Raw genomic sequence first — 26,108 nt, 5'->3', positions numbered from 1 at the left:
ACTCATTCGTTAGGCGTCCTCCGACGGTCACGGGGGCGCCGAGAGGGCGCCCCCGTGACCCCCCCTCACTCCCCGGCGAGCAGCTGCTCGAGTCGGGCCATGCAGAACCCGCTGATGCTGACGTTGTCACCGAGGTTCAGGTGGGTGGACAGGCGCAGCAGCGGCACCGAGAGCAGCACCGCGCCGAGCACCTCGTTGAACAGCAGGTTCTGTACCTTCCAGCCGGTCAACTCTTCGTAGCGGGCGACGGTCTCCTCCCGCGTCGGGGTGCCGGGCAGGGTCGGATGCCCCTCGTTCTCGCTGCACGCCCAGTCCAGGAACAGCACCCAGGCCAGGTCGGCCTCGTGGTCACCCAGGTACGCCATCTCCCAGTCGAGTACACCCGCGACCGACAGCTCCGGCGTGTACAGGATGTTCGACATGCGGGCATCGCCCCAGACCAGCGTCACGTGCTCCGGCTCGTAGAGGTTGGCCTTGAGCCAGGCAAGGGCCCTCTCCATCACCGGGGGCAGTTCCGGCGCCGCCCAGCGCACGGCCCAGTCGAGGTAGTTCACGATCTGCTCGACCGGCTTGTCCCCGAACTTCGGCATCGCCAGGAACCCGAGCCGAAGCTCCTCGGGATCGAGCAGATGCACCTGCGCCATCGTCTCGATGCACTCCCACCACATCTTCGCCCGACCCTGCTCGTCGGCCTCGAAGTAATTGCCTGCGGTGTGGTACGACGGGAAGTCGCTGGGCGCCTCGGCATTGCCGATGCGGTCCATCACGTAGTACGGCGTGCCGAGCGGGTTGTCGTCCGCGTCGATCCACCGGACGCTGGGGACCGGGAGATCGGTCGGCGCGAGCCGCTCCGAGACCAGGTACTGGCGCCGCAGGTCGTAATCCGGGAACAGCGAGATCTCGGGCGGCCGTCGGAAGACGTACCCGGCCGATTCGTGCTCGGCGCCCTCGAGGTCGAACAGGTAGGTCTCGGTGGAGAACCCGCGTTCGGTGCGCTTCCAGTCGACGATCTTCGCGTTCTGTGCGCCCGGAATACGCTGCTGGACAATCGGTTCGAGGGCGGCCGCCAGCTCCTCCTGCGCGACCCGCTCAGCCATTGTTCTTGCCGGCTCGGTTGGCGCTCCAGTCGGTGTAGCCGTAGCGCGGGTTCACTCCCATGAACACCATCTCCACAAGGCCGTGTCCGACCTTGTCACCCATCCGGACCTCGACGAGCGTCTCGCTGAGCATGCTCACCTTGCGGATCTCGTCGACGTCGGTGATGTCGACTTCAAAGCTGTCGCTGAAGTCCTTGCCGCGGTACATGCCCGACGCGTAGCCGTTGTATTCGTCGTACCCGGCCAGACCCGGCCAGAAGTCGCACACCGGCTTGACCTCGATGACGTCGGTCGTGCGATCCGAGCGGTGCACGGTGAACGTGCCGGACTTGACGACGCGGAGGTCGTCGCGGAAGTCCAGGTCGTGCTCGACGTCGATGATCGGCAGCGGCTCCTTGCCGGAGTCGATCGGGAAGAGCACCTCGCCCTCGAACTGCCAACGCTCCCCCGTGTGGGTCTCGCGCTGTGCGAAGTGCACCACCTCGTCGTCGAACTGGAAGATGCCCATGTAATAGAGGACGCCGGCAGGCACCTCGGAGGGCTGCATGTTCCCGCCCTCGGGCAGGCTGCCGCCGCCGCCGCCGTGGCGCACGCCCCACGAGTGATCCCGGCCGAACCACCAGTTCTCGGGGTCGATCTCGATGCGCTCGCCGTCGATCTCGATCCAGCCGGTGATGGTGCCGTTCTGGTAGAACCGGCGCGCATCCTCGCGGACCCGGCCGCGGCTGCGGTGGAAGGCCGCGGTCTGCTCGTAGACCGGGAAGTCGCCGCTGAAGTCGAGCTGCAGGCTCAGGCCGTGCTCGTTGGACTCGACGGTGGAGCGCACCTTGCGCAGCGGCTCGACGATCTCGTACGTGTACGGGCCGACGCTGAACGCGTTCAGTGCCCCGGTCTGGGGGTTCAGCTCGGTGGACAGGCGGACGACGCGGGCCTGCTCGCCCTTGCGGGTGACCATGGCGTAGGCGTCGAGAACGTTGCGGTTCGGGTACTTCGCCATGCCGGTCATGATGCTGATCTCGCCGGACTTGTCGAAGCCGTACATCACGATGCGCTCGGTCCAGCGCAGGTCGCTCTGCGAGACGTGGTCGAGCGTGGTCGGGAGCTGGTGGATGAGCAGTTCGTCGTGCGGGGTGATCATGGCGAGCCCTTCGTGAATCGGATGATTCCCGAAATATAATACGGAGCATGTCGCATCGTAATGATTTCGGCGAAATCTCTCCGGTACTGTCCGCCGATGTGAGCGAACAGAGGGATCGGCAGGTTCAGCAACCGGGCGCGGGCAGGCCCCGCGACCCCGAGGTCGACAGGTCGATCCTCCAGGCCACCCGCGAGCTGCTGACGGAAACGGGCTACCAGAAGACCACCATCTCGGCGATCTCCCGGCGCGCAAAGGTTGGCACCGCCGCCATCTACCGACGCTGGGCGACCAGGGAATCGATCGTCGAGGACGCGATCTTCGGCATGCAGGACGTGGACCTGCCCACCGCGACCGGCGACCTGCACGCCGACCTGCTCGCGTGGACCAGGATGTTCCTCGACCGGATCGCGGAACCAGCGACCCGGTCGGCGATCCCCGGCCTGCTCTCGGCCTATCACCACCACGAGGGCGTCTACGAACGGCTCGTCGGCCGCGCCGAGCTGCCCGCCAGGGAGGCGATGACCGAGCTGCTCGCCTCGGCCGCGCCGGAGCGCACGGCCGAGGCCACGCAGGTCACCGCGAACGCGGTCTTCGACCTGCTGATGTCGGCCACGACCATGCGCGGGCTCACGGTCGGGCTGATCGACGCGGAGTCGTTCTGCGCCCGGACCGCGGACGCGTTGACGGTGCTCGCCGAGTCCGGGGTCTGACCCCTCGGGTCAGCCCAGCAGCGCGTCCACGAAGGCGCCCGGCTCGAACGGCGCGAGGTCGTCCGCGCCCTCCCCCAGCCCGACGAGCTTCACCGGCACCCCCAGCTCGTGCTGCACCTGGAAGACGATGCCGCCCTTCGCCGTGCCGTCGAGCTTGGTCAGCACCACTCCGGTGATGTCAACGACCTCCGCGAACACCCGGGCCTGCATCAGGCCGTTCTGGCCGACGGTGGCGTCGAGCACCAACAGCACCTCGTCGACGACGGCGCGCTTCTCCACCACGCGCTTGACCTTGCCGAGCTCGTCCATCAGCCCGGTCTTGGTGTGCAGCCGGCCTGCGGTGTCGACGATCACCACGTCCACACCGGTCTCGATGCCCTTGGTCACCGAGTCGAACGCGATCGCGGCGGGGTCACCGCCCTCGGGACCACGCACCACCTCGGCGCCCACCCGCTCGGCCCAGGTCTGCAGCTGGTCGGCGGCGGCCGCGCGGAAGGTGTCGGCGGCGCCGAGCAACACCCGGCGACCGTCCGCGACGAGCACACGCGCCAGCTTGCCGGTGCTCGTGGTCTTGCCGGTGCCGTTGACTCCGACGACCAGCAGGACGCCGGGGGTCGAATCGTGGGGCAGCGCCTTGATAGAGCGGTCGAACTCGGGGTGCAGGGCCTCGATCAGGACGGTGCGCAGCAGGGCTCGGGCGTCGGCCTCGGACTTGACGCTGCCCGCCGCCAGCTCGGAGCGCAGTCGGGTCATGATCTGCTCGGTGGTGGCGCTACCGAGGTCCGCGATCAGCAGAGTGTCCTCGATCTCCTCCCACGAGTCCTCGTCCAGGTCGCCGCCGCCGAGCAGACCCAGCAGGCTCTTGCCGACCGCGGACTGCGAGCGCGAGAGCCGGCCGCGCAGCCGGTCGAGCCGTCCCGCGGTCGGTTCGATCTCCTCCACCGGGGCGGGAACGGCAGGGGCCGGAGCGGCCGCAGGCGCCTCCTCGACGGGGGCCGGCTCGACCGGGGCGGGCGCGGCGGGGGCCGGCGGAGCGGGAGCGACCTCCGGAGCCTCCTCGACGGGGACTTCCTCGACGGGGGCCGGCGGGGGCTCGACCGGCGCAGCCTCGACGGGCGGCGCGGGCTCGACGGGCGCAGTCTCGACGGGCAGCACCTCCGTGACCGGTTCCTCGACCGGCGGCGTCACCGGCGGCGCCTGCGGCGGGGTCGGCCGGGACACGGGCGGCGCGGTGGCCGTCGCACCCTGGCTGAAGCTGATCCCGCTCGCGGGCTTGTACCCGCCCGAACGGTCCTTCGTCTCCCCCAGTTCACCGGGCGCCGGCTGGGTGGGCTGCAGGCTGACCCGCCGCCTCCGGTACAGCGCCCAGCCCACGACGAGCGCGACGAGAAGGACGGCCACGACGGCCGCGATTGCGATCCAAGCTCCGGTAGTCACGCCCCCCATCCTTTCAGGCACCGATCCGGCGCAGAGAGGCGACGGGAGATCACCCGGTCAGCGAGCGATCGACGCGCAGCGCATCACTCCGCGACCGGCTGGGGAACGGCCAGGTTCTGCCCCCGCATGCGCTGCGAGATGACCTGCGTGATGCCGTCACCGCGCATGCTGACGCCGTACAACGCGTCGGCCACCTCCATGGTCGGCTTCTGGTGCGTGATGACGATCAGCTGCGACTTCTCGCGCAGCTGCTCGAACAGGCCGATCAGGCGCCGGAGGTTGGTGTCGTCGAGGGCGGCCTCGACCTCGTCCATCACATAGAAGGGGGACGGACGGGCGCGGAAGATCGCCACCAGCATCGCCACCGCGGTCAGCGACTTCTCGCCACCGGAGAGCAGCGAGAGGCGCTTGACCTTCTTGCCGGGCGGACGCGCCTCGACCTCGATGCCGGTGGTGAGCATGTCGGACGGGTCGGTCAGCACCAGCCTGCCCTCGCCGCCGGGGAACAGTTTCGCGAAGACCCCGACGAACTCGCGCTCGACGTCCTCCCATGCCTCGGTGAACACCTGCAGGATCCGGGTGTCGACGTCGGCGACCACCCCGAGCAGGTCCTTGCGCGCGGTCTTGACGTCCTCGAGCTGGGTGGACAGGAAGTTGTAGCGCTCCTCCAGCGCCGCGAACTCCTCCAGCGCAAGCGGATTGACCTTGCCAAGGGTCGCGAGATCTCGCTCGGCCCGCTTGGCCCGCCGCTCCTGGGTGTCCCGGTCGTAGGGCATCGGCGCGGGCGCCACCACCTGTTCGCCCCGCTCGCGCGCCTGCTCGTACTCGGCCATCTCCAGGGCCGACGGCGGCAGCGGCACGTCGGGTCCGTACTCCGCGACGAGGTCGTCCAGGCCGATACCGTGCTGCTCGGAGATGGTCTGCTCGAGCTGCTCGATCCGCAGCGCGGCCTGCGCCCGGGCCACCTCGTCGCGGTGCACGGCGTCGGTGAGCGCGGTCAGCTGTCCGGTGTACTGCCGCACCCGCTCCTTGACCGTCTCCAGTTGCTGTGTGCGTTCGGTGCGTTGCCGGGTCAGCTCGTCGCGGTGCGCCACCGCCGCCGCGACCACCTCCTCCAGGTGAGCCGCCACCCGCCTGCCGGACTCCGCGACGGCGGCGGCGACCGCGGCCGCGTTCTGCCGCGCGGCCATCGCCCGTTCGGCGCGGGCCCGTGCCTCGCGTTCCACCTGCGCCGCGCGCCGAAGCGAATCCGCCTTGCCGCGAACGGATTCCGCCCGTTCCTCGGCCGTCCGCAGCGTCAGGCGCGCTTCCATCTCCACGGACCGCACCTCGGCGAGCGCCGCGGCCGCGGCCTCGCGCTCGCCGTTGCTGGGGTCCCCGGCCGCCGGATCGCTGTCCAGCGACTGCTCCTGCTGGGCCAGCGCCAGGCGATCCTCCAGCTCGCGCAGCGACGCGACCGCGTCCTCACGGCCCGTCTCCGCCGCGGTGCGCTGGCCTGCCAGCCGCTCGGACTCGGCGTGCGCGGCGCGGGCCACCTGGCCGAGCCTGCCGAGCTGCTCGTAGATCGCCGACAGGGCGGCGTCGGACTCGTTGAGCGCGGCCAGGGTCTGCTCGGCGGACTCGGCGCGGTGCTCGCGTTCGGTGGTGGCCCCCGACAACGCGGCGGAGAGCTCGTCCGCACGGCGCTCGGCGTCCGCGAGGCCCGCCGTGGACGCGTCGATGGCCGACTGCACCTCGAGGGTGGAGGGTCGCCGATCGGAGCCGCCGGTCATCCAGCCGGATCCGAGGAGGTCACCGTCCCTGGTGACCGCCCGCAGGCCGGGTCGTCCGGCGACGAGGTCCGCGGCCTCCTCCAGAGTGTCCACGACGGCCACCTCGCCGAGCAGCGCGCTCAGCGCCCCGCGCAGGTTGTCGGGGTGTTCGACCAGGTCGAGGGCGCGCAGCGCGGATCCCGGCAGCGGGGCTTCTTCCCGCGGCGACGCCTGGGTGCCGTCCCGGACCACCAGTGCGGCCCGGCCGCCGTCGGCCTCCTTGAGTGCAGCGACGGCCGAGCGCGCGGCCGCCACCGTCTGGGCCGCGATGGCATCGGCGGCGGGCCCGAGCGCGGCGGCGATCGCGACCTCGTAGCCGTGCCGGATGCGGAGCATCCCGGCGAGCGGGCCGATCAATCCCTCACCGGAGCGATGTTCGATCAGCCAGGCGGCGCCGTCCTTCTGCTGCAGTCCGATCGAGAGCGCCTCGATCCTGGCCCGCAGCGAGGCGACCTCCTGGCCGGCGGCCCGCTCGGCGTCCTGCAGTTCGGTGACCCGGGCGGTGGCCGCCTCGAGCGCGGCGACGGCGCGTTCGTTCTGGGTGTCGAGCCCGAGTTCGCCCTCGTCGAGATCGCCGATCTGCGCCTGCACGCCTTCGAATTCCGCCTGTGCCGCATCGCCGCGGGCGCGCGCGTCCTCGATCGCCAGCGTCAGTCGCGCCACCTCGGCGTCGACGGAGTCCGCGCGGCTGCGGAGGGTGTCCACCTGGCCGGAGAGCCGGGCCAGGCCCTCGCGACGGTCGGCGATGGCCCGGACGGCGGCCATGTGCGCCCGCTCGGCGGCGGCGGAGGCCTCCTCGTACTCGGTCAGGGTGTCCTTCGCCGCATCGAGGGTGGCCCTGGCCATCTCGACCGCGGCCACCAGCTCCGCCTCCTCCGCCGCGACGCGTTCGGCCTGCGCCTCGAGCTGGTCGGGGTCCTGCCCGCGGCTCGAGGTGGGTGCGCTGTCGAGGTGGCGGGCACGTTCGGCGGCGATCCTGATCGTGGCGTTGACCCGCTCGGCCAGCGCGGAGAGCTGAAACCACGTCTGCCCGGCTGCCTCGGCGCTCGGGGTCAGCCTGGCCAGGGCCTGCTCGTGGGCGCCGAGCTCCGCGGACGCCGCCTCGAGCTCGGTCTGGACGTGCTCCTGCTGGGCTCGGGCCATCGCCTCGTCCTGGGACTGCGATGCCAGCTCGGCCCGCCGGGTGACCAGGTCGTCGGCCACCAACCGAAGCCGGGCGTCGCGCAGGTCGGCCTGCACGGTCTGCGCGCGGCGCGCGACCTCGGCCTGCCTGCTCAGCGGCTTGAGCTGACGACGCAGTTCGGTCGTGAGGTCGGTCAGGCGGGCGAGGTTGGCCTGCATGGAGTCCAGCTTGCGGACGGCCTTTTCCTTGCGCTTGCGGTGCTTGAGGACGCCCGCGGCCTCCTCGATGAACGCGCGGCGGTCCTCCGGGCGGGACTCCAGGATGGCGGCCAGGCGGCCCTGACCGACGATGACGTGCATCTCCCGGCCGATACCGGAGTCGCTGAGCAGCTCCTGGACGTCCATCAACCGGCACGAGCTGCCGTTGATCTCGTACTCGCCCGCGCCGTCGCGGAACATCCGCCGGGTGATCGAGACCTCGGAGTACTCGATCGGCAGCGCGCCGTCGGAGTTGTCGATGGTGAGCGTCACCTCGGCGCGGCCGAGCGGGGGCCGGCCGGAGGTGCCGGCGAAGATGACGTCTTCCATCTTGCCGCCGCGCAGCGCCTTCGCGCCCTGCTCGCCCATCACCCAGGTGAGGGCGTCGAGAATGTTCGACTTGCCGGACCCGTTCGGTCCCACCACGCAGGTGATGCCCGGTTCGAACCGCAGAGTCGTCGCGGACGCGAAGGACTTGAACCCCTTCAGCGTCAGACTCTTGAGATGCATGGCGAATGACGTTACTGCACCGCACCGACCGAATCGGCCATTGAACGCCGTGCCGGGGCGAAGACCTGGGCCTTCGCCCGCGGCAGGGGTGAGGCCCCTACCCCGATGCGCCCTGGGCCGGGGAACCAACGGTGAACCTGGCGCCGAACGGGTCGGTGATCTCCGCGGTCCGCCCGTAGGGCATGTCGGTCGGGTCGTCCGCGGCGCCTCCCGCCGCTCGCGCGGCGGCCACGGCCACGTCGGCATCGGTGACCTGGAACAGCGTGCCCCAGGCATGCGGGTGCCGCCGGGTCGCCCATGATGCCGCCGATCTCGTGCCCGTCCGGCCTGCGCAGAAACGTGAAGTCCATGCCCGGCAGGTCCTCGTTCCCGTCCAGCGTGAAGTCGAACACCGCGGCGTAGAAGTCGCGCGCCGGGCCGGGGTCCGGCGTCACCAGATCGTTGCGCAGCAGCGTGTTCGGCTCGTTCACCAACTCGCAGCCGACGTGTGCCTGCCCCTGCCACAGCCCGAACTGTCCGCCCGAGGGGTCTCGCACGATCGCCATCCGACCCTGCCCCATCACGTCCATCGGATCGACCAGCACGACACCGCCCGCGTCCCTGGATCGCGCGACGGTGACATCCAGGTCGTCGGTGGCCAGGTAGACGTTCCACCAGAACTCGGTCGCGTTCTCCTCGGGGTTCGGCATCAGCGCGGCGACCTTCTTCCCCCGCAACAGACACATCGTGTACCGCCCGGCCTCTTCGGGGCCGATGTCGAATTCCCAGCCGAAGACCTGCCCGTAGAACGACATCGCCCGATCCAGGTCGGGGATGCCCAGGTCGATCCAGGTGGGGGTGCCAAGCGGTTGGTTCGTCGTGACGGCGCTCATCGCTACTCCTCAACTGTCGGGTACGCCGTCGACGCTAGCCTTCGGCGCCGACACGGACCCTGCATTACTCTCCCCCGAGTGATCGATGATGTGACCAGTTCCAAGGGGCTCAGGGCGGGGGCCCTGAGCCTGACCTCCAGCGTGGTGATCGGGGTGGCCTCCGCCGGCCCCGCCTACAGCATCGCCGCCACCCTCGGCCTCGTCGTCGCGGCTGTCGGGCTGCAGGCCCCGGTGGTCGCGTTGCTCGCGTTCGTCCCGATCCTGTTCGCCGCGTTCGGCTACAAGGAGCTCAACCGCGCCGACCCGGATTGCGGCACCACCTTCGTCTGGGCCACCCGCGCGTTCGGCCCGTCCTGGGGGTGGATGGCCGGCTGGGCGATCGTCGTCGCGGACGTGCTGGTGATGGCGAGCATGGCCCAGGTCGCGGGCCAGTACACCTTCCTGCTGTTCGGCGCGGAGGGGATCGGCCGCGACGCCACCAGCGTCTGGGTGCTGCTGCTCGGGGTGGCGTTCATGGTCGCCATGACCTACCTGTGCTTTCGCGGCATCGACATCTCGGCACGCTTCCAGTCGGTGCTGCTGACGATCGAGTTCGTCGCGCTGGTGCTGTTCGCGGTGGTCGCCCTGATCCGCGTGTGGCTGGGCAATGCGGGTGCCGCGGCCCTGACCCCGCAGTGGAGCTGGTTCAACCCGTTCGAGATCGGATCCTTCTCGACGTTCGTCAACGCGATCCTGCTGATGGTGTTCATCTACTGGGGCTGGGACTCGGTGGTCTCGGTCAACGAGGAGACCGTCGACAAGCGGCGCACGCCGGGCCGCTCGGCGGTGATCTCCACGATCGTGCTGGTCGCCCTGTACGTGCTCGTCACCGTCGCGGCGCAGTCCTTCGCCGGGATCGGCGAGGAGGGAACCGGGCTGGCCAACCCCGAACACGTGGACGACATCTTCGCCGCGCTCGGGACCGCGGTGTTCGGCGAGAGCATGCTCGGGCAGATCCTGGTGCACGTCCTGCTGCTGATGATCCTGACGTCGGCGATCGCGTCGACGCAGACCACCATCCTGCCGACGGCCCGCACCACCCTGTCGATGGGCGTCTTCAAGGCGCTGCCGGACAGCTTCGCGAAGGTGCACCCCCGGTTCCTGACACCGACGGTGTCCACCCTCGCGATGGGCGCGGTGTCCGCCGGCCTCTACATCGCGTTCAACTTCGTGTCCGCGGGCAACCTGATCTTCGACTCGGTCTCCGCGATCGGGATCGCCGTCGGCTTCTACTACGGCATCACCGGTGTGTCCTGTGCGTGGCTGTACCGGGACACCCTGCGCGACGGTCCGCGCGAGCTGTGGATGCGAGGCATCCTCCCGCTCCTCGGCGGCGCGATGCTGCTGTTCTCCGCCGCCTGGACGGCGGTGACCTCGTTCGCCTCGGACTACGGCGAGACCAGTTGGACGCTGCCCTTCGCCCCGCACTGGCAGATCGGCGGTGTGTTCATCCTCGGTGTGGGATCGATGCTGCTTGGCCTGCCGCTGATGTGGTGGTGGCGCAGCCGCGATCGCCGGTTCTTCGACGGCGAGATCATCGAACGCCGACTCCCCGAACCCGAGGCCCGCGACCGCGAGCCGGCCGTCTGAGGCGTCAGGTGCGCTTCGTGGACGGCATGACCCGCTTGAGCACCTCGAGCATGGGCCGCTGGTACCACGAACCGAGAACGCGCACCATGAGGTCCAGGCCGCGGGCATCGTTGCCGACGAGGACGCGGGCCCGGTTCTTCGCGACGCCGTCGAGGATGATCTCCGCCGCCTTCTCCGGGCTCATCCTCAGCAGCTTCTCGTTGTAGAGCGCGGTCTCGGCCTCGTCCTTCGTCGGGCCCGCGTGCCCTGCGTTGTTGGCGACGTTGGTCTTGACGCCGCCCGGGTGCACGCACGTGACGCGCACGGGGTGCCCACCCGCGAACATCTCCAGCCGCAACGACTCGGTGAACCCGCGCACCGCGAACTTCGCGGAGTTGTAGGCGCTCTGGCGGGGCAGGGCGAGGATGCCGTAGAGGCTGGACGTGTTGATCACGTGGCCGTCGCCCGACGCGATGAGGTGCGGCAGGAACGCCTTGGTGCCGTTGACGACTCCCCAGTAGTCGACGTCGAGGACGCGCTCGATGTCCTTGAACTCGGACTCGAGGATGGAGCCGGAAAAGGCGATGCCCGCATTGTTGTAGACCTGGTTGACGACGCCGAAATGCTCGACGACGGCGTCGGCATAGTGCAGAACCGATTCGCGCTCGGACACGTCGAGCCGGTCCGACCTCACGTCGGCACCCAGTCCCTCGAGCAGCCCGACGGTCGCGGCGAGCCCCTCCGTGTCGACGTCGGACACCGCCAGTCGCGCCCCGCGGCGAGCCAGACCGAGTGCGAGGGTTCGCCCCATGCCGGAGCCTGCGCCGGTGACGACCGCGACACGTCCGAGGAATTCACTCATGCCGCCAACCTACTCCCGGCCCGTGGGAGCGGGGACGCTACAGGATGGCGACCGCGACGATCAGACCGAGCGCGAGATGCGCGGCCGCGACGACGAGCACCTCGGGGGTGAAGCGCTCCTCGGCCAACACCTCGCCGATGTCGATGCCGGTGACGAGCTCGATGAATCGCACCGAGAACACCTGCGCGACAATCCCCAACAGCCCGAAGACGAGCGTGTAGATCAGGCCCTCGACCAGTCGGCCGGAGGAGGCGTAGATCGCCAGCACGATGATCAGCGCCATGCTCACCATGCCCGCCGACGTCACGATCGCGGCATTGGGCCTGCCCTCGCGCACCAGCGTTCGCAGGTGGCCGGGCGTGGTCCAGTCGATGGCGTAGAAGCCGAGGACCATCAGCAGCAGACCGACGATCGCGTACAGCGCGATCGCGGAGACGCCCCTGCCCAGATCGGACCAGTAATCGCTACTCAGGGCCAGCACCTCAGTCGTCATCAATCGCTCCGTTTCGGTATGCATCGGGTTCCAGGGTGCGGTCACGGCTGCGGAATCCGGTGCGGCACGAAGGCCGCGCCGTCATCGGTGATCAGCCCGGAGGTCTCGCGGATGCCGAGACCGGCGGCCGTGTCGCCGACGATCCAGGCGCCGAGAGCCGGGCGCATGCCGTCGAATTCCGGTAGCGGATCGAGCAATTGGTAGACGAAGCCCTCGTCGCCGTAGATGCCGCCGGTGGTCGTCTCCATGCCCGCGCCCACCACCGAGATGTTCGCGCCCTCCCGGCCGAGCCTGGGCTTGCGCACGTACTCGGTGAGCTCGTGCGGGTCGTCGAGATAGGCGGGCAACAGGTTCGGGTGCCCGGGATACATGCCCCACAGCACCGCCAGGATCGCCTTGTTGCTCAACAACGTCTTCCAGAGCGGCTCGACCCACATCGTCTCCGGGAGCAGCGCGAGCGCCTTCTTCCCGAAGTCGTCGTCGAGCACCCACTCCCAGGGGTACAGCTTGAACAGGGTCGAGATCGGCGCCTCTTCGAGGTCGACGAACCGGTGCAGGTCCTCGTCGTAGCCGATCTCCTCGATCGCGAGCGCAACGGTGTTCAGGCCCGCCTCCGCCGCTGTCTCCTGCAGGTACGCGACGGTGATGTTGTCCTCGCCGCTGGCATCCGCCGACGACCAGGAGAAATGCGCCTCGTGGCCGGGCAGCCGGTCGCGGATCGCTCCCCACCGCTCGACCAGCGCCTCGTGCAGCGAGTTCCACTGGTCGTCGTCGGGGTGAGTGTCCTTGAGCCAATGCCATTGCAGGATGGACGCTTCGAGCAGGGTGGTCGGTGTGTCCGCGTTGTACTCGAGCAGCTTCGCGGGACGGCGACCGTCATAGCGGAGGTCGAATCGACCGTAGACGTGCGGGTCGCCGCGACGCCAGGACTCGGCGATCGGGCCCCAGGTCCATTCCGGCAGACCGAAGTCCGCGAACCGTTCGGTGAGGATCACATGCTCGACCGCGTTGAGGCACATCGAGTGCAGCAGTTCGACATCCGCCTCGATCGCCAGGATCTCGTCCATATCGAACTCGTAGTGCACCGACTCGTCCCAGTAGGGGCGGGCGGTGCCATCGCCGAGACGAGCCGGGGTGCCGTACACCAGGCCCTGGGATTCGACTATCTTCTGCCACCCCGGACGCGGGGTGGATCGAACTCTGCGCACGTCAGCTCCCGCCGCTGCCGGTCGACTTGCTGCCGAACCCGCCGCGTTGAATCGTGGTACCGGACTTGGTGGTGATGGTGGTGCCCTTGGGTGTGACGACGGTGCCGCCGGTCACCTTCGTGCCGACGCCGCCCGCGCTGCCGCCGTAGTAGTAGCGGTACGGCGAGCCCGCGAAGATGAACATGCCCGCCATGCCGCCGGTGCCGGGCGTCCCGGTCGTGCAGTACGACTCGTCGACCTCGACCTCGGTGTTCGGGTCGATGCAGGTGGCCTGGACCTCGTCCGAGGACAGCGCGGTGTATCCGAGCGCGACCAGTCCGACCACGCCGACCACCGCGACGCCGCCGATCAGGCCCTTCTTCCGCTTGCGTCGGCGTTCCTCGGCCTTGGCCTCGGCCTCGGCGGCCAGCCGCTCCTGCTCGGCGCGGTCCTTGCGGGCCTTGTCCCTGGCGCGCGCCTCGCCGACCGTCGGCGGACGGGGCACGGTGCTGCCGGGTTCCTGACGCCGTATCCGGCCGCCGCCGGGAGCCTGCGCGGCCTCGTCGCCTGCGCCGGACCCGTCCGTACCGCCGGTCTCGCCTGCCCCGTTCCTGTCGTCCGGTCCGCCCTGATCCGGTCCCACTCGTCCCTCCCCATCCTGTGACGTCATCGCACCGAGGTTAGCGTTCGTCGAAACCGGTGAGGTTTCCCGCGGCGTCCGACCAGCTCTCCACCACGAGATCGACCCGGCCGGGCGTCGAGCCGGACCGGAGCAGCTCCAGCAGCAGCTCGCACTGCGGCCGGGGCCCCTCGGCGATCACCAGCACCCGACCGTCCGGGCGGTTGGTGGCATGTCCAACGAGGCCGAGTTCGAGCGCCCTCGACCGCGTCCACCACCGAAACCCCACGCCCTGAACCGACCCGTGTACCCAGGCGGTCAGGCGCACCGGTTCCGGTGGGCGCATCGGAGCCCGCTCAGCTGCTCTTCGGCGGCACGAGCTTGTGCACGCTGCCGTCAAAGCTGGTGGTGTACAACGCCGCCGGATCCCAGCCGGGGCCGGATCCGAACCGGACGGAGCTCGTCAGCGGCAGATCGGAGCCGATCTCGCAGGTGGAGCCGGTGGTGGGGTCGAGCCGAACCACCTTGCCCGCGCCGTTGAGCGCCATGTAGATGTTGCCGTCGGCCCCGACGGTGAGGTCGTCGCCCGCGTTCGACGAACCGGATCCCGCGACCTTCATGGTGTGGACCGCGCCCTTGAGATCGGTCGCGTTCAGCTCCCGGATCTCGGTGTTCGAGTCAAAGGTGTTGCCGACGTAGACAGTTGCGCCGTCCGCGGACACGGCGAGGCCGTTGGCGGAGCCCAGGTCGGTACGCACCGACGCCGGGGTGCCCGGCTGTGCTGCCGGAATTCGGGTCAGACCCTGGTCGGACCCGAGGTTCCTGGTGACCAGCAGGTCACCGTTCGCCAGCTTGGCCAGCCCGTTCGGCATAGTCAGCCCCTTGGCCACGGTGGTCTGCTCGCCGGTGTCCAGGTCGAGGGACTCGACGGTGCCGTTCTTGCTGTTCGACAGGCCGGCCATCGCGTTGTTCCCGGTGGTGAACAGGATGTTGTCACCGCTGACGACGATGCCGCCCGGCCCGGTGAAGTCCGAGACCAGTGTGCCGGTCTTGCCTCCGGGGGACAGCGTGCGGATGGCTCCGTCGCCGAACAGGGTGCCCTCGGACAGCAGCATCTTTCCGCGGCCGTCGAACGCCAGGTTCTCCAGCATCCCGAATCCGCTGGCCACCTCGCTCGCCGTCCACGGCGTACACGACTGCGCGGCAGCGGTGGTCGTGGTGACGGACGGCGTCGTGGTCGCGGCGGCGGGCGCGGGTGCCGAGCTCGCGGGCGTCGACGTCACCGGCGCCGCGGTCGGCGCCGCGGTGGCGGGCGTCGCGGCCGCAGGTGCGGCGGAGGTGGTCGGCGCGACGGCGGGCGCGGCCGTCGTGGTCGACGCGACGGGTGCGGCCGTCGTGGTCGGCGCGGCAACTCCGGGCAACGGCGAGGTCAGGCCGGGCAGCGAGAAGGGCGGCGCGACAGTGGGCGTCGTCGTGGCCGCGGGCTCCGCGGGAGTCGGAGCAGGCTGAACGGGAGCGGGCTGGGCGACGGCGATCGGGGCACCCACGATCGCGCCGGTTGCCACCAGGGCACCGACCATCGCAACACGAGAGAGCAACATGGCGCCTATTTGATCACGAATCAGTTTCAACCGTCAGGTTCACCACGGTGCCATTTTTCAGGGTACGTCCGACCGTGCACACCTTGTCCACGGATTTGAGCGCAACAGTGAGCAAACGCTCCTGCGCCTCGGCGTCGAGTTCGCTGAGATCGACCTCGAGAACCTCGTCCAGCCGCGGGTACACCTCGTTCTCACGGTCCGCCGCGCCCGACACCCGGACTGTCGCGTCGTAGTTGTCCCCGAGCCTGCGCGAGAGCGGCAGGTCCGAGCTCATGCCGGTGCAGGCGGCCAGCGCGATCTTGAGCAGCTCACCGGGGGTGAACACGCCGTCGACGCTCTCCGACCCGATCAGCACCTCCGCGCCGCGCGAGCTGCGGCCCGTGTAGCGGCGCGTCCCGGTGCGCTCGACCCACAACTCGGTGGACGCGGCCGGCTGGGCGGGGGTACTAGCGGAAGTCTGATCAGCCATACCCGAATCCTGCCATCCGCCGCGGTCGGCTCCGCAGCCGACATGGCGCCACTCGGCTACACCTGGAAGCGGTACCCCATCCCGGATTCGGTGATCAGATGCTTGGGCTGCGAGGGATCCCGCTCCAGCTTGCGGCGCAGCTGCGCGAGATACACACGCAGGTAGTGGGTTTCGGTGGCGTACGACGGGCCCCACACCTCGCGCAGCAATTCCTTCTGCCCGACCAGCTTGCCCTTGTTGCGCACCAGCATCTCCAGCATCCCCCACTCGGTGGGCGTCAGATGCACCTCGCGCTCGTCCTTGATCACCCGCTTCGCGGCCAGGTCGACGGTGAACGACTCGGTCACCACCACCGGCTCGCCCACATCGGTGGCCGCGGAGTGCCGCCGTACCGCGGCCCTCAGGCGTGCCAGGAACTCGTCCATGCCGAAGGGCTTGGTGACGTAGTCGTCGGCGCCCGCGTCGAGGGCCTCCACCTTGTCGGCCGAGTCGGTGCGCGCGGAGAGCACGATCACGGGGGCGGTGGACCAGCCGCGGAGCCCGGCCAGCACCTCGATGCCGTCCATGTCCGGCAGACCCAGGTCGAGCACGATCACCTCGGGGTGCTTCTCGGCGGCGGCCCGCAGCGCCGCCGCCCCGGTCGCCGCCGTGGTCACCTCGTAGCCCCGCACGCTCAGATTGATCCGCAGCGCCCGCAGGATCTGCGGTTCGTCGTCGATCACCAGCACCCGTGTCACACAGTCACCTTCCCGATCCCAGCCAAGTCCACCACCATTGTCAGCCCACCGCCCGGTGTATCCGTGGCGCTGACGCTTCCCCCCATCGCCTCGACGAAACCGCGCACCACCGACAACCCAAGGCCGACCCCGGTGGACATGTCTCGGTCGCCGAGGCGTTGGAACGAGTCGAAGATCTGATCCTCCGCACCTCGGGCGATGCCCGGGCCGGTGTCCGCAACCGTGATCAGCACCCGGTCCTTCACCGGAGCCGCGGCAATCCGCACCATCGAGTCGGGTGCGTACCGGAGCGCGTTGTCCACCAGGTTCGCCAGTACCCGCTCGAGCAGTCCGCTGTCCGCCATCACCGCGTTGCCGCCGACCTCGACCTTCACCCGGTCCGGTCCAGCCCGGCCGATTCCCGGCGCGCCGATCCCGACGCCGACCAGCGCGCGATGGACCACCTCTTCCAGGTAGACCGGGCGCAGGGTCGGGCGCACCACGCCCGCCGCCAGCCGCGAGGAGTCGAGCAGGTTACCCACCAGATTGGTCAGTTGGTCGGCCGACTCTTCCACCGTGGCAAGCAGTTCCGCGGTGTCCTCCGGCGAGAACTCCACGTCGTCGCTGCGCAGGCTCGAGACCGCGGCCTTGACCGCCGCCAGCGGCGTCCGCAGGTCGTGGCTCACCGCGGACAACAGCGAGCGTCGCAGCCGGTCCGCCTCCGCGAGAGCCTTCGCCTGGCTGGCCTCCTCGGCGAGCTCGCTCTGCCGGATCAACCCCACCGCCTGATTCGCTACGGCCAGCAGAACCCGTCGGTCGCGCGCGTGCAGTTCGCCGCCCCGCAGGGCCAGCGCGTACTCGCCGTCGTTGACCTCGCACACGGTGTCGGCCTCGTCGACCGTCGTGAGCGGGGCCGGTCCCACCGAGCTCACCACCCCGTGCTCGCGGCGGATCATGCTCACCGACTGTTGGGCGTAGGTCTCCCGCACCTTCTCCAGCAGTGCGGGGAGGTCCGCCCCACGCAGCACCGACCCGGCGAACAGGGCGAGCAGTTCCGCCTCCTTCGACGCCCGGCGCGCCTCCCTTGCCCGCTTCGCGGCGGCGTCCACCAGCACGGCCACGGCGACGGCGATCACCAACAGCACCACCGTGGTGATGAAGTTGTCCGGCTCGGCGATCGTGAAGCTACGCACCGGCGGGGTGAAGAAGTAGTTGAGCAGCAGGCCCGAGATCAGCGCGGACAGTGCCGCGGGCGCCACGCCGCCGAGCAGGGCGACGAGGAGCACGACGATGAAGAACAGCGCGCTCTCGCCCCCCCAGCCGAGGTGCCGGTCGACCGCTCCCATGACCAGCGCGGCCGCCGAGGGCACCAGGACCGCGGCGACCCAGGCCAGGATCTTGCGCGAACGGGTTCCGACCGGGGTCAGCCTGCGTGGCGTGCTCGACTCACCGTGGGTGACCATGTGCACGTCGATCGAGCCGGACTGCTGCACGACGGCCGCGCCGATGCCCTCGTCGAGGATGCGGGCCCAGCGCGACCGCCTGGAGGTCCCCAGCACCAGCTGGGTCGCGTTGGCCGCGCGCGCGAACTCGAGCAGGGTCGACGGCACATCGTCGCCGACCACGCTGTGCAGGCTCGCGCCGATGCTGGTCGCCAGCTTGCGCACCTTGCCCATCTCCGGCGCGGACACCCCGGCCAGCCCGTCGCCGCGCACCACGTGCACGACGATGAGCTCGGCACTGGACTTCGAGGCGATCCGGCCGGCCCGGCGCACCAGGGTCTCCGACTCCGGTCCCCCGGTGACGGCCACCACCACCCGCTCCCTGGCCTCCCAGGTGTCGGTGATCTTGTTCTCCGCACGGTACTTCGCGAGCGCCGCATCCACCTGGTCGGCGACCCACAGCAGCGAGAGCTCCCGCAACGCGGTGAGGTTGCCGCGACGGAAATAGTTGCTCAATGCCGCGTCCACCTTCTCCGCGGCATAGATGTTTCCGTGGGAGAGCCTGCGGCGCAGCGCCTCCGGGGTCACGTCCACCAGCTCGACCTGGGTGGCCGCGCGCACGACCGCGTCGGGAACGGTCTCCCTTTGTGTCACCCCGGTGATCTGCTGGACGACGTCGTTGAGGCTCTCGAGGTGCTGCACGTTGAGCGTGCTGAGCACGTCGATGCCCGCGGCGAGCACCTCCTCGACGTCCTGCCACCTCTTCTCGTTGCGGCTGCCGGGAGTGTTGGTGTGGGCGAGCTCGTCCACCAGCACCAGCGCCGGCCTGCGGCGGAGCACCGCATCCACGTCCAGTTCGCCCATCGTGGTGCCGCGGTAGTCGATCAGCTTCGGCGGCACCACCTCGAGATCGCCGATCTGTGCGGCCGTGCGGGCGCGGCCGTGGGTCTCCACCACGGCCGCGACCACATCGGTGCCTCGTTCGCGACGGCGATGGGCCTCGCCGAGCATCGCGAACGTCTTGCCCACCCCGGGGGCGGCGCCCAGATAGATGCGCAGCTCACCGCGCTTGCACCCGTCCCAGGAACCCGTACTGCTCACTCCGTCATCATCCACCAGTGCGCACGTCAACCGCAGGAAGGCGCGGTCAAGCCCAGTGCGAGATTCAGTTCGAGCACGTTCACCCGTTCCTCGCCGAGCAGCCCGAGCCGGCGGCCCTCGGTGTTCTCGTCCACGAGCTGGCGGACCCGCTCCTCGCCGAGCCCGTTCGCCTCGGCAACCCGGGGCACCTGGATCGCGGCGTAGGCGGGACTGATATGCGGGTCGATGCCGGACCCGGATCCGGTCACCGCGTCGACGGGAACCTGATCGGGGCGCACGCCCTCCCGCTCGGCGATCGCCGTGCGACGCTCGGTGATGAACGACGCCAGGATCTCGCTGCTGGGGCCCTGGTTGGTCGGCAGGGCCGTCGCCGGGTCGCCCGGCGCAAACGGGTCCTCATCGGCGACCGAACCGGTGACCCTGTTGTGGAAGAACGGATCCGGCGCACCGGACTCCACCTGCGGGTCCACCCCGACCCAGCGACTGCCGACCACGCAACCGTTGCTGTCACGCACCGGCGAGCCCTCCGCGGATCCGGAGCTGATCCGGCCCACCCCCCACACCGCGGCGGGATAGATCACCCCGAGGATCGCGGTGAGCGCGAGCAGGACCAGCAGGCCGGCCCACACCTGCTTCACGAAACCGATAGTGAATCGCATTCAAGCTCACCCAATCCCAGGAATAAGTCGGACGACGAGGTCGATCAGCCAGATGCCGATGAACGGCGTGATCACACCACCGAGGCCATAGATCAGCAGGTTTCGGCCCAGCAACTGCGAGGCCGAGGACGGCCGGTAGCGCACGCCCTTGAGCGCCAACGGGATCAGCGCCACGATCACCAACGCGTTGAAGATCACCGCCGACACGATCGCCGACTGCGGCGTCGCCAGGCGCATGATGTTCAGCGTGTCCAGCTGCGGGTAGATGCCGCTGAACAGCGCGGGCAGGATGGCGAAATACTTCGCCAGGTCGTTGGCGAGCGAGAACGTGGTCAGCGCTCCACGGGTGATGAGGAGCTGCTTGCCGATCTCCACCACCTCGATGAGCTTGGTGGGATCCGAGTCAAGGTCCACCATGTTCCCGGCCTCCTTGGCCGCGGAGGTACCGGTGTTCATCGCGACGCCGACGTCGGCCTGTGCCAGCGCGGGCGCATCGTTCGTGCCGTCACCGGTCATCGCGACCAGACGTCCACCCCGCTGCTCCTTGCGGATCAGCTCGAGCTTGTCCTCCGGGGTCGCCTCGGCCATGAAGTCGTCCACACCTGCCTCGGCGGCGATCGCCTTGGCGGTCAACGGGTTGTCGCCGGTGATCATGACGGTACGGATGCCCATGGCCCGCAGCTCGGCGAACCGCTCGGCGATGCCCGGCTTGACCACGTCGGAGAGCTCGATGACACCGAGCACCCTCGGGCTCCCCGCCTCGACCACGGCCACCACGAGCGGCGTGCCGCCGACCTGGGCGATCTCGTTGACCGTGTCGGTGACGGCAGGGGCCGCACCGCCGCCCTGCGTCCGCACCCAGGACAGCGCTGCGTCGCTTGCGCCCTTGCGGATCTGCGATCCGTTGAGGTCGAGTCCGCTCATCCGGGTCTGAGCCGTGAACGGCACGAACTCGCCGAGCTTCTCCGCCTCGGACGGGTCCGGGTCGAGCCCGAAGTCCCTGGCGCACAGCTCCACGATGCTGCGGCCCTCCGGCGTGCCGTCCGCCAGGCTGGACAGCCGGGCGGCTGCCGCGAGTTCCCCCGCGGTGACCCCGGGAGCGGGATGCAGGGCGGTGGCCCTGCGGTTGCCGTAGGTGATGGTGCCGGTCTTGTCCATCAGCAGCGTGTCGATGTCGCCCGCCGCCTCGACCGCGCGGCCCGACATGGCCAGCACGTTGCGTTGCACCAGTCGATCCATGCCCGCGATGCCGATGGCCGAGAGCAGCGCGCCGATGGTCGTCGGGATGAGACAGACGAGGAGCGCGATCAGCTTGATCGGGTCCTGCTCCTGGCCCGCGTACATGCCCATCGGCCCGATGGCGACCACGGCCAGCATGAAGATGATGGTCAGCGAGGCCAGCAGGATGTTCAGGGCGATCTCGTTGGGCGTCTTCTGCCGCGCGGCGCCCTCGACCAGGGCGATCATCCGGTCCACGAACGAGTGGCCCGGCGCCGCGGTGATCTCGACGACGATCCGGTCGGACAGCACGATGGTGCCGCCGGTCACCGCGCAGCGGTCGCCGCCGGACTCGCGGACCACGGGCGCGGATTCGCCGGTGATGGCCGACTCGTCCACGGTGGCGATGCCCTCGACGACGTCGCCGTCACCGGGGATCACCTCGCCCGCGACCACGACCACCCGATCGCCGACCACCAGGTCAGCGCCCGGGATCGACTCGATGGCACCACCGGCGGTGATGCGGTGAGCGGTGGTGTCCTGCTTGACCTTCCGCAGGCTTGCCGCCTGAGCCTTTCCGCGCCCCTCTGCGACGGATTCGGCCAGGTTCGCGAAGAGCACGGTGAACCACAGCCAGGCCGCGACCACCCAGGAAAACACCGACGGGTCGGCGATCGCCATCACCGTGGTGACCACCGAGCCGACGAGCACCACGAACATGACCGGGTTGCGCGCGAGGTGACGCGGGTCGAGCTTGCGGACCGCACCGGGCAGCGCCGTGAGCAGTTGCTTCGGGCTGAAGATCCCGCCCTGCACCCGATGCTGGTGGTGCTGGTCGTCCCCCGCGCCTTCCCCGGATCGCGGGGTGACGTCGGGTCGTACGGTTGTGTTCACACTCATTGCAGAGCCTCCGCGATCGGGCCCAGAGCCAGGGCCGGGAAGAATGTCAGCGCGGCGACCAGGACGACGGTGCCGGTGAGGAGTCCGGCGAACATCGGGCCCGCGGTGGGCAGGGTGCCTGCGCCCGGCGCCGTCTTCTTCTGCGACGCCAGGGATCCGGCGAGCGCGAGGACGAAGATGATCGGCAGGAATCGTCCGAGCAGCATGCAGACGCCGAGCGAGGACTGGAACCAGTCGCTCGTCACGGTCAGGCCGCCGAAGGCGCTGCCGTTGTTGTTCGAGGCCGAAGCGAACGCGTAGAGGACCTCGGAGAACCCGTGGATGGATCCGGGCGTGCCCGGATCGCCGCTGTTGCCCTGATATCCGGTGGTGGACGACAGGATCACGGTGATACCGGTGCCGATGAGCACCAGTGCCGGCATCACGAGCACCGAGAGCGCCGCCAGCGTGATCTCCCGCTGCCCCAGCTTCTTGCCCAGATACTCGGGGGTGCGGCCGACGAGCAGTCCGCCGACGAACACGGCGATCAGCGCCAACACGAGGATGCCGTACAGGCCGGTGCCGACGCCGCCGGGTGCGATCTCACCGAGCAGCATGTTGAGCATCACCGCGCCGCCGCCGAGCGGCGACATGCTGTCGTGCGCGGAATTGACCGCGCCGGTGGAGGTTCCGGTGGTGCTGACCGCGAACAGCGCGGTGCTGGGGATCCCGAATCGGACCTCCTTGCCCTCCATCATGGCGCCTGCCGCGGTGGCGGCGACGCCACGCTGGCCGGACTCGGCGGCGAGGGTCACGGCGAGCAGGCCGGCCCAGAGGAGGCCCATGACGGCCAGCAGGGTCAGGCCCTGCTTGCGATCGCCGACCATGGTGCCGAAGGTGCGGGTGAGCGACACCGGGATGAGCAGGATCGCGATGATCTCGACGATATTGCTCAGCGGAGTCGGATTCTCGAACGGGTGCGCCGAGTTCGCCGCGAGGATGCCGCCACCGTTGGTGCCCAGTTCCTTGATGGCCTCCTGCGAGGCCACCGGCGCGAGCGCGTTGGTGACGGAGTTCCCGTCGAGGCCGGTCGAGGAGAAACCGGAATCGAAGGACTGGATCACGCCCTGGCTCAACAGGATCAGCGCGATGACGAACGAGATCGGGAGCAGGATCCGAATGCAGCCACGGGTCAGGTCCACCCAGAAGTTGCCGATCTCGCCGCCGCGGGAGACACGGACGAAGCCGCGGATCAGCGCTGCCGCGACCGCCATACCGACCGCCGCGGACACGAAGTTCTGCACGGCCAGGCCGAGCGGCTGGGTCAGGTTGGTCATCGTGGTCTCGGGCGCGTAGGACTGCCAGTTGGTGTTCGCCACGAACGATGCGGCGGTGTTGAAGGCCATCGCCGGGCTCACCCCGGACAGGTCACCGCTGAGCGGCAGCACGCCCTGGACGCGCTGCAGGAAGTAGAGGAACAGCACGCTCGCGGCCGAGAAGCCGAGCAGGCTCCCGGCGTAGCCGTACCAGGTCTGGTCGGTGCGGGCGTTGATACGGCAGAGCCGGTACAGGACCGTCTCGATGCGCAGATCCCCTGAGCGGAGATCGGTGTCGGTGGTGTAGACCTTGGCCATGTAGTCACCGACGGGGACATACAGAATCGCTAGCACGGCGATCACCAGTGCTATCTGCAGTCCCGCAGCAAGCGCGGGATTCATGTGTCAGAACCTCTCGGGGTCAAGAAGCGCGATCAGCAGGTAGATCACGAGGGCCGCCGCGATGGCGATCAGGATGACGCTGAGCGTCCCGCCGGCGGTCACTGCGCACGCTTTGTCTGCAACCCGCGCAGCACCAGCGCGCAGAGGCCGAAGGTGCCGATGATGAGCGCCACGTAGGCCAGATCAGCCATGACAGTTCCTTTTCGAAAGTCTCACGCGCGCCGTCCATCGGCGTGCGCCGTCCCCGTTTTCGGGCACAGTGCAGCGTGCTCCCGGACGAGGGCGAATAGGGACTTCCTTACGGCTCGCTAACGCCGCCACCTGGGCTGTTGACGCCTTCTTTACGCGCTTGCGCCTGTGCGCGCGTCGCACCCCAACAGGGGTACAACGCGCGCACAGTTCCGTGGCGGTCAGACGACAGCGGTCTCCCCCGCGAGCCGACCGACCGACGCGGGCACCGGGGTGTCCCCGTCCACCCAGGGCGCCGGAATCGGTGCGCCCGCCACGGTCCGCAGCGGCACGACGCCCGCCCAGGCATCGCCGACTCGGTTGGGTTCGCTCGGCGGGGCGTTGCGTACCTTGACCGTCCACCCGCCCGCGCTGATCGGCAACGCGATGGTCAGCGTGGCCGCGAGCTCCTTCTTGGTGTGGCCGCGCACCTCGGCACTCCGTCCCGGGATCAGGGCGTCCGAGAGTGCGTTCAGCGCGTCGGCGGACTCATCCCGCGTGAGCGCGATCAGGTGCCCGCGCACCACGGCGGATCGGTAGTTGGCCGAGGAGTTGAAGAGGTTGTCCGCCACCACGATTCCGTCGAGCAGGGCAACGCAGAGCGCGGCGGGTGCGCCCGACGCGACCTGGCGTAGTGCCCCGGCGCCGGTGGACCCGTGCAGAATGATCCGGTCGCCGTCCCTGGCATAGAGCATCGGAACCGCCCACGGCATGCCGTCGACGACGGTGGCGAGGGTGCCCACCACCGCTGCATCGAGCACGGCGTCGAGCTGGGTTCGGTCGAGCATCGAGCGTTCGGGGTGCCTGGTGATTGTGTCCACCCCACCAGCCTCGTCACATTCTGGCGCGGCCAACAGGTCCAGAATTGCCAATCTGCATAGTCCAGTATTCTCCGAGCATGGCCCGCCACCCCCGCGACGTCCAACTGACGCTGACGCTGCCTCCCACCGGCGCCGCTCTCCGGCACCGCATCTCGGAGGCGATCATCGACGCGATCCGGCTCGGCCGGCTACACCCCGGCGACGCACTGCCGCCGACCAGGGCGCTCGCCGCCGAGCTGGGCGTGTCCAGGGCAGGCGTGGTCGAGGCCTACGACGAACTCTGCGCGGCCGGATATGCGTGCGCGCGGCCGGGATCCGGGACCCTGATCGCGCCTGGGGCCGATGCCGCGGCCGCCGCGGGTGCCGGCTCCCACGTGTCGGACCGCCCGACGCCGGTCCCGGACACCGGACCGACACCGACAGCCCCGACCTGGGACCTCACCCCGGGCTGCCCGGACACCGGCCTCATCTCCCCCGACGACTGGCGGCGCGCCTGGCGGGCGGCCGCGGCGGCACCGATCCGCCCGCGCTCGCCCGGCTCGACCGGCCATCCGGTGCTGCGCCACGCGCTGGCCCTGCACCTGCGCCGCACCCGCGGGATTCTCGCCCACCCGGACGAACTGGTGGTCGTCCCCGGTGTCGACTCCGCGCTGCGCACCCTCGCCGCGGCCGCGGACCTGGCCGGCAGGGACGTCGCCTTCGAGGAGCCGGGGTACCGCAACGCCCGCCGGACACTCGAGCTGTCCGGGGCCCGCCCGCGGCCGATCGCGGTCGATGCCGACGGTCTCGACCCGGCGGCGCTCCGCGAGACCGATGCCGCCGTGTATTGCACTCCGGCGCACCAGTATCCGCTCGGCGCCCGGATGCCGGTCGCCCGTCGCGCCGGGCTGGTGGGGCGGGCGGCCGCCTCCGGGACGCTGATCATCGAGGACGACTACGACGGCGAGTTCCGCTACGACGTCTCCGCACTGCCTGCCCTGCGCAGCATCGAGGGCGGACGCGAGCACGTCGCCTACCTCGGCACCGCGTCGAAGATCCTCTCGCCCTCGATCCGCCTTGCCTGGCTGCTCCCCCCGCCCGCCCTGCTCCAGCGGGTGCACGAATCGCTGCGCCGCACCGGCGAGAACTGCTGCGGGGTCACCGGACTCGCACTGGCCCACTTCATCGAATCCGGCGCCCTGACCCGGCACCTCGCCCGGGCCTCGCGCACCTACTCGGCGCGGCGGGCCGCCCTGGTCGGTGCACTCCGGAGCCGCCCAACCCTGATGGACCGGCCGGGGGTCGACCTCGCGGGCATCGAGGCCGGGCTGCACGTGGTGCTGCGCCTGCCGGACCACGCCGACGACGACGACGACGCCATCGCAACCGAACTCGGCACCAGGGGCATCGCGGTGCCCGGCCTGGGTCCCTACCGCACCGACGCGGCGGGTCCACGGGGCCTGATGTTCGGATACGCGCAGTTACCCGAGACCCAGGCCGACGCCGTCGCCGGTGCGATCGCGGAGGTGGTCGGCAGGCATCTCGCCCGCTGA

Annotated in this window: 23 protein-coding genes; 4 read left to right on the top strand and 19 right to left on the bottom strand. The window is 69.9% G+C overall.

Features of this window, described 5'->3' with window-relative positions:
- Positions 1-65: 65 nt before the first annotated feature.
- Entirely contained in the window at positions 66-1,097 is a 1,032-nt protein-coding gene (locus C8K38_RS17275) for a phosphotransferase family protein (protein WP_097212665.1), read from the bottom strand.
- Positions 1,090-2,235 carry a hypothetical protein gene (locus C8K38_RS17270; RefSeq protein WP_097212664.1) on the bottom strand — a complete coding sequence of 382 codons (1,146 nt, stop codon included), beginning with the start codon at positions 2,233-2,235 and terminating at the stop codon, positions 1,090-1,092. The genes C8K38_RS17275 and C8K38_RS17270 overlap by 8 nt, the downstream gene beginning before the upstream one ends.
- 98 nt (positions 2,236-2,333) lie before the next feature.
- Here C8K38_RS17270 and C8K38_RS17265 point away from each other — a divergent pair, with 98 nt between their 5' ends.
- Positions 2,334-2,945 carry a TetR/AcrR family transcriptional regulator gene (locus tag C8K38_RS17265; protein WP_257017549.1) on the top strand — a complete coding sequence of 204 codons (612 nt, stop codon included), beginning with the start codon at positions 2,334-2,336 and terminating at the stop codon, positions 2,943-2,945.
- A 9-nt stretch (positions 2,946-2,954) separates the two neighbouring features.
- On the opposite strand, the gene ftsY is transcribed toward C8K38_RS17265, so the two are convergent.
- The 3 genes from ftsY to C8K38_RS27995 form a co-directional block, all read right to left on the bottom strand.
- The gene (gene ftsY / locus C8K38_RS17260) at positions 2,955-4,382 is read right to left on the bottom strand and encodes a signal recognition particle-docking protein FtsY (protein WP_097212662.1); all 1,428 of its coding nucleotides are present in this window, start codon (positions 4,380-4,382) and stop codon (positions 2,955-2,957) included.
- An 83-nt stretch (positions 4,383-4,465) separates the two neighbouring features.
- Positions 4,466-8,083 carry a chromosome segregation protein SMC gene (gene smc / locus C8K38_RS17255; protein WP_097212661.1) on the bottom strand — a complete coding sequence of 1,206 codons (3,618 nt, stop codon included), beginning with the start codon at positions 8,081-8,083 and terminating at the stop codon, positions 4,466-4,468.
- Positions 8,084-8,094: 11 nt separating this feature from the next.
- A complete protein-coding gene (locus C8K38_RS27995; RefSeq protein WP_441346764.1) occupies positions 8,095-8,955 on the bottom strand; it encodes a VOC family protein in 861 nt (286 codons plus the stop codon).
- A gap of 78 nt (positions 8,956-9,033) precedes the next feature.
- Here C8K38_RS27995 and C8K38_RS17245 point away from each other — a divergent pair, with 78 nt between their 5' ends.
- The gene (locus tag C8K38_RS17245) at positions 9,034-10,584 is read left to right on the top strand and encodes an APC family permease (protein WP_257017548.1); all 1,551 of its coding nucleotides are present in this window, start codon (positions 9,034-9,036) and stop codon (positions 10,582-10,584) included.
- A gap of 4 nt (positions 10,585-10,588) precedes the next feature.
- Here C8K38_RS17245 and C8K38_RS17240 read toward each other — a convergent pair whose 3' ends face one another.
- From C8K38_RS17240 to C8K38_RS27760, 6 genes are all read right to left on the bottom strand, one after another.
- Positions 10,589-11,425, bottom strand: a complete 837-nt coding sequence (locus C8K38_RS17240) for an SDR family NAD(P)-dependent oxidoreductase (RefSeq protein ID WP_097212660.1) — start codon at positions 11,423-11,425, stop codon at positions 10,589-10,591.
- 37 nt (positions 11,426-11,462) lie between these two features.
- Positions 11,463-11,918, bottom strand: coding sequence for a DUF350 domain-containing protein (locus tag C8K38_RS17235; RefSeq protein WP_097212659.1), 456 nt, complete (start codon positions 11,916-11,918; stop codon positions 11,463-11,465).
- 41 nt (positions 11,919-11,959) lie between these two features.
- Positions 11,960-13,126, bottom strand: a complete 1,167-nt coding sequence (locus tag C8K38_RS17230) for a glutathionylspermidine synthase family protein (protein ID WP_097212658.1) — start codon at positions 13,124-13,126, stop codon at positions 11,960-11,962.
- Position 13,127: 1 nt separating this feature from the next.
- A complete protein-coding gene (locus tag C8K38_RS17225; RefSeq protein ID WP_097212791.1) occupies positions 13,128-13,637 on the bottom strand; it encodes a hypothetical protein in 510 nt (169 codons plus the stop codon).
- Between the two features lie 148 nt (positions 13,638-13,785).
- A complete protein-coding gene (locus C8K38_RS17220; protein ID WP_097212657.1) occupies positions 13,786-14,070 on the bottom strand; it encodes an acylphosphatase in 285 nt (94 codons plus the stop codon).
- A 10-nt stretch (positions 14,071-14,080) separates the two neighbouring features.
- Positions 14,081-14,893, bottom strand: coding sequence for an SMP-30/gluconolactonase/LRE family protein (locus C8K38_RS27760; protein WP_257017547.1), 813 nt, complete (start codon positions 14,891-14,893; stop codon positions 14,081-14,083).
- Positions 14,894-14,942: 49 nt separating this feature from the next.
- Between C8K38_RS27760 and C8K38_RS27755 the strand changes: the two genes are divergently transcribed.
- Positions 14,943-15,233, top strand: coding sequence for a hypothetical protein (locus tag C8K38_RS27755; RefSeq protein WP_245220881.1), 291 nt, complete (start codon positions 14,943-14,945; stop codon positions 15,231-15,233).
- Between the two features lie 105 nt (positions 15,234-15,338).
- Here C8K38_RS27755 and C8K38_RS17210 read toward each other — a convergent pair whose 3' ends face one another.
- The 8 genes from C8K38_RS17210 to C8K38_RS17175 all read right to left on the bottom strand — a co-directional run bounded on the left by C8K38_RS17210 (position 15,339) and on the right by C8K38_RS17175 (position 24,576).
- Positions 15,339-15,794, bottom strand: a complete 456-nt coding sequence (locus tag C8K38_RS17210; RefSeq protein WP_097212656.1) for an OsmC family protein — start codon at positions 15,792-15,794, stop codon at positions 15,339-15,341.
- A 56-nt stretch (positions 15,795-15,850) separates the two neighbouring features.
- On the bottom strand, positions 15,851-16,531 hold the full coding sequence (locus C8K38_RS17205) for a response regulator (RefSeq protein WP_027499265.1): 681 nt from the start codon (positions 16,529-16,531) through the stop codon (positions 15,851-15,853).
- The gene (locus tag C8K38_RS17200) at positions 16,528-19,053 is read right to left on the bottom strand and encodes a sensor histidine kinase (protein WP_257017546.1); all 2,526 of its coding nucleotides are present in this window, start codon (positions 19,051-19,053) and stop codon (positions 16,528-16,530) included. The genes C8K38_RS17205 and C8K38_RS17200 overlap by 4 nt, the downstream gene beginning before the upstream one ends.
- 26 nt (positions 19,054-19,079) lie before the next feature.
- A complete protein-coding gene (locus tag C8K38_RS17195) occupies positions 19,080-19,712 on the bottom strand; it encodes a potassium-transporting ATPase subunit C (protein WP_097212655.1) in 633 nt (210 codons plus the stop codon).
- A gap of 6 nt (positions 19,713-19,718) precedes the next feature.
- Entirely contained in the window at positions 19,719-21,830 is a 2,112-nt protein-coding gene (kdpB, locus tag C8K38_RS17190; protein ID WP_209925893.1) for a potassium-transporting ATPase subunit KdpB, read from the bottom strand.
- Positions 21,827-23,527 carry a potassium-transporting ATPase subunit KdpA gene (kdpA, locus tag C8K38_RS17185; protein ID WP_097212654.1) on the bottom strand — a complete coding sequence of 567 codons (1,701 nt, stop codon included), beginning with the start codon at positions 23,525-23,527 and terminating at the stop codon, positions 21,827-21,829. Before kdpA ends, kdpB begins: the two co-directional genes overlap by 4 nt.
- A 3-nt stretch (positions 23,528-23,530) precedes the next feature.
- Positions 23,531-23,629, bottom strand: coding sequence for a K(+)-transporting ATPase subunit F (gene kdpF / locus C8K38_RS17180; RefSeq protein ID WP_099459055.1), 99 nt, complete (start codon positions 23,627-23,629; stop codon positions 23,531-23,533).
- A gap of 308 nt (positions 23,630-23,937) precedes the next feature.
- Entirely contained in the window at positions 23,938-24,576 is a 639-nt protein-coding gene (locus tag C8K38_RS17175) for a pyridoxamine 5'-phosphate oxidase family protein (protein WP_097212653.1), read from the bottom strand.
- A gap of 77 nt (positions 24,577-24,653) precedes the next feature.
- On the opposite strand from C8K38_RS17175, the gene pdxR reads away from it, so the two are divergent.
- On the top strand, positions 24,654-26,108 hold the full coding sequence (pdxR, locus tag C8K38_RS17170; RefSeq protein WP_097212652.1) for a MocR-like pyridoxine biosynthesis transcription factor PdxR: 1,455 nt from the start codon (positions 24,654-24,656) through the stop codon (positions 26,106-26,108).

The sequence above is a fragment of the Rhodococcus sp. OK611 genome, assembly GCF_003050885.1.
In the GTDB taxonomy this organism is placed as follows: domain Bacteria; phylum Actinomycetota; class Actinomycetes; order Mycobacteriales; family Mycobacteriaceae; genus Rhodococcus_G; species Rhodococcus_G oryzae.
The sequence above is the reverse complement of the archived record's forward strand: the minus strand, read 5'-3'. Positions and strand labels throughout refer to the sequence as shown.

Coding starts and splice junctions, on each gene's coding strand:
- C8K38_RS17275 (WP_097212665.1), bottom strand. CDS start 1,097: ATGGCTGAGCGGGTCGCGCAGGAGGAGCTGGCGGCCGCCCTCGAACCG.
- C8K38_RS17270 (WP_097212664.1), bottom strand. CDS start 2,235: ATGATCACCCCGCACGACGAACTGCTCATCCACCAGCTCCCGACCACG.
- smc (WP_097212661.1), bottom strand. CDS start 8,083: ATGCATCTCAAGAGTCTGACGCTGAAGGGGTTCAAGTCCTTCGCGTCC.
- C8K38_RS27995 (WP_441346764.1), bottom strand. CDS start 8,955: ATGAGCGCCGTCACGACGAACCAACCGCTTGGCACCCCCACCTGGATC.
- C8K38_RS17240 (WP_097212660.1), bottom strand. CDS start 11,425: ATGAGTGAATTCCTCGGACGTGTCGCGGTCGTCACCGGCGCAGGCTCC.
- C8K38_RS17235 (WP_097212659.1), bottom strand. CDS start 11,918: ATGACGACTGAGGTGCTGGCCCTGAGTAGCGATTACTGGTCCGATCTG.
- C8K38_RS17220 (WP_097212657.1), bottom strand. CDS start 14,070: ATGCGCCCACCGGAACCGGTGCGCCTGACCGCCTGGGTACACGGGTCG.
- C8K38_RS17210 (WP_097212656.1), bottom strand. CDS start 15,794: ATGGCTGATCAGACTTCCGCTAGTACCCCCGCCCAGCCGGCCGCGTCC.
- C8K38_RS17195 (WP_097212655.1), bottom strand. CDS start 19,712: ATGCGATTCACTATCGGTTTCGTGAAGCAGGTGTGGGCCGGCCTGCTG.
- kdpB (WP_209925893.1), bottom strand. CDS start 21,830: ATGAGTGTGAACACAACCGTACGACCCGACGTCACCCCGCGATCCGGG.
- kdpA (WP_097212654.1), bottom strand. CDS start 23,527: ATGAATCCCGCGCTTGCTGCGGGACTGCAGATAGCACTGGTGATCGCC.
- pdxR (WP_097212652.1), top strand. CDS start 24,654: ATGGCCCGCCACCCCCGCGACGTCCAACTGACGCTGACGCTGCCTCCC.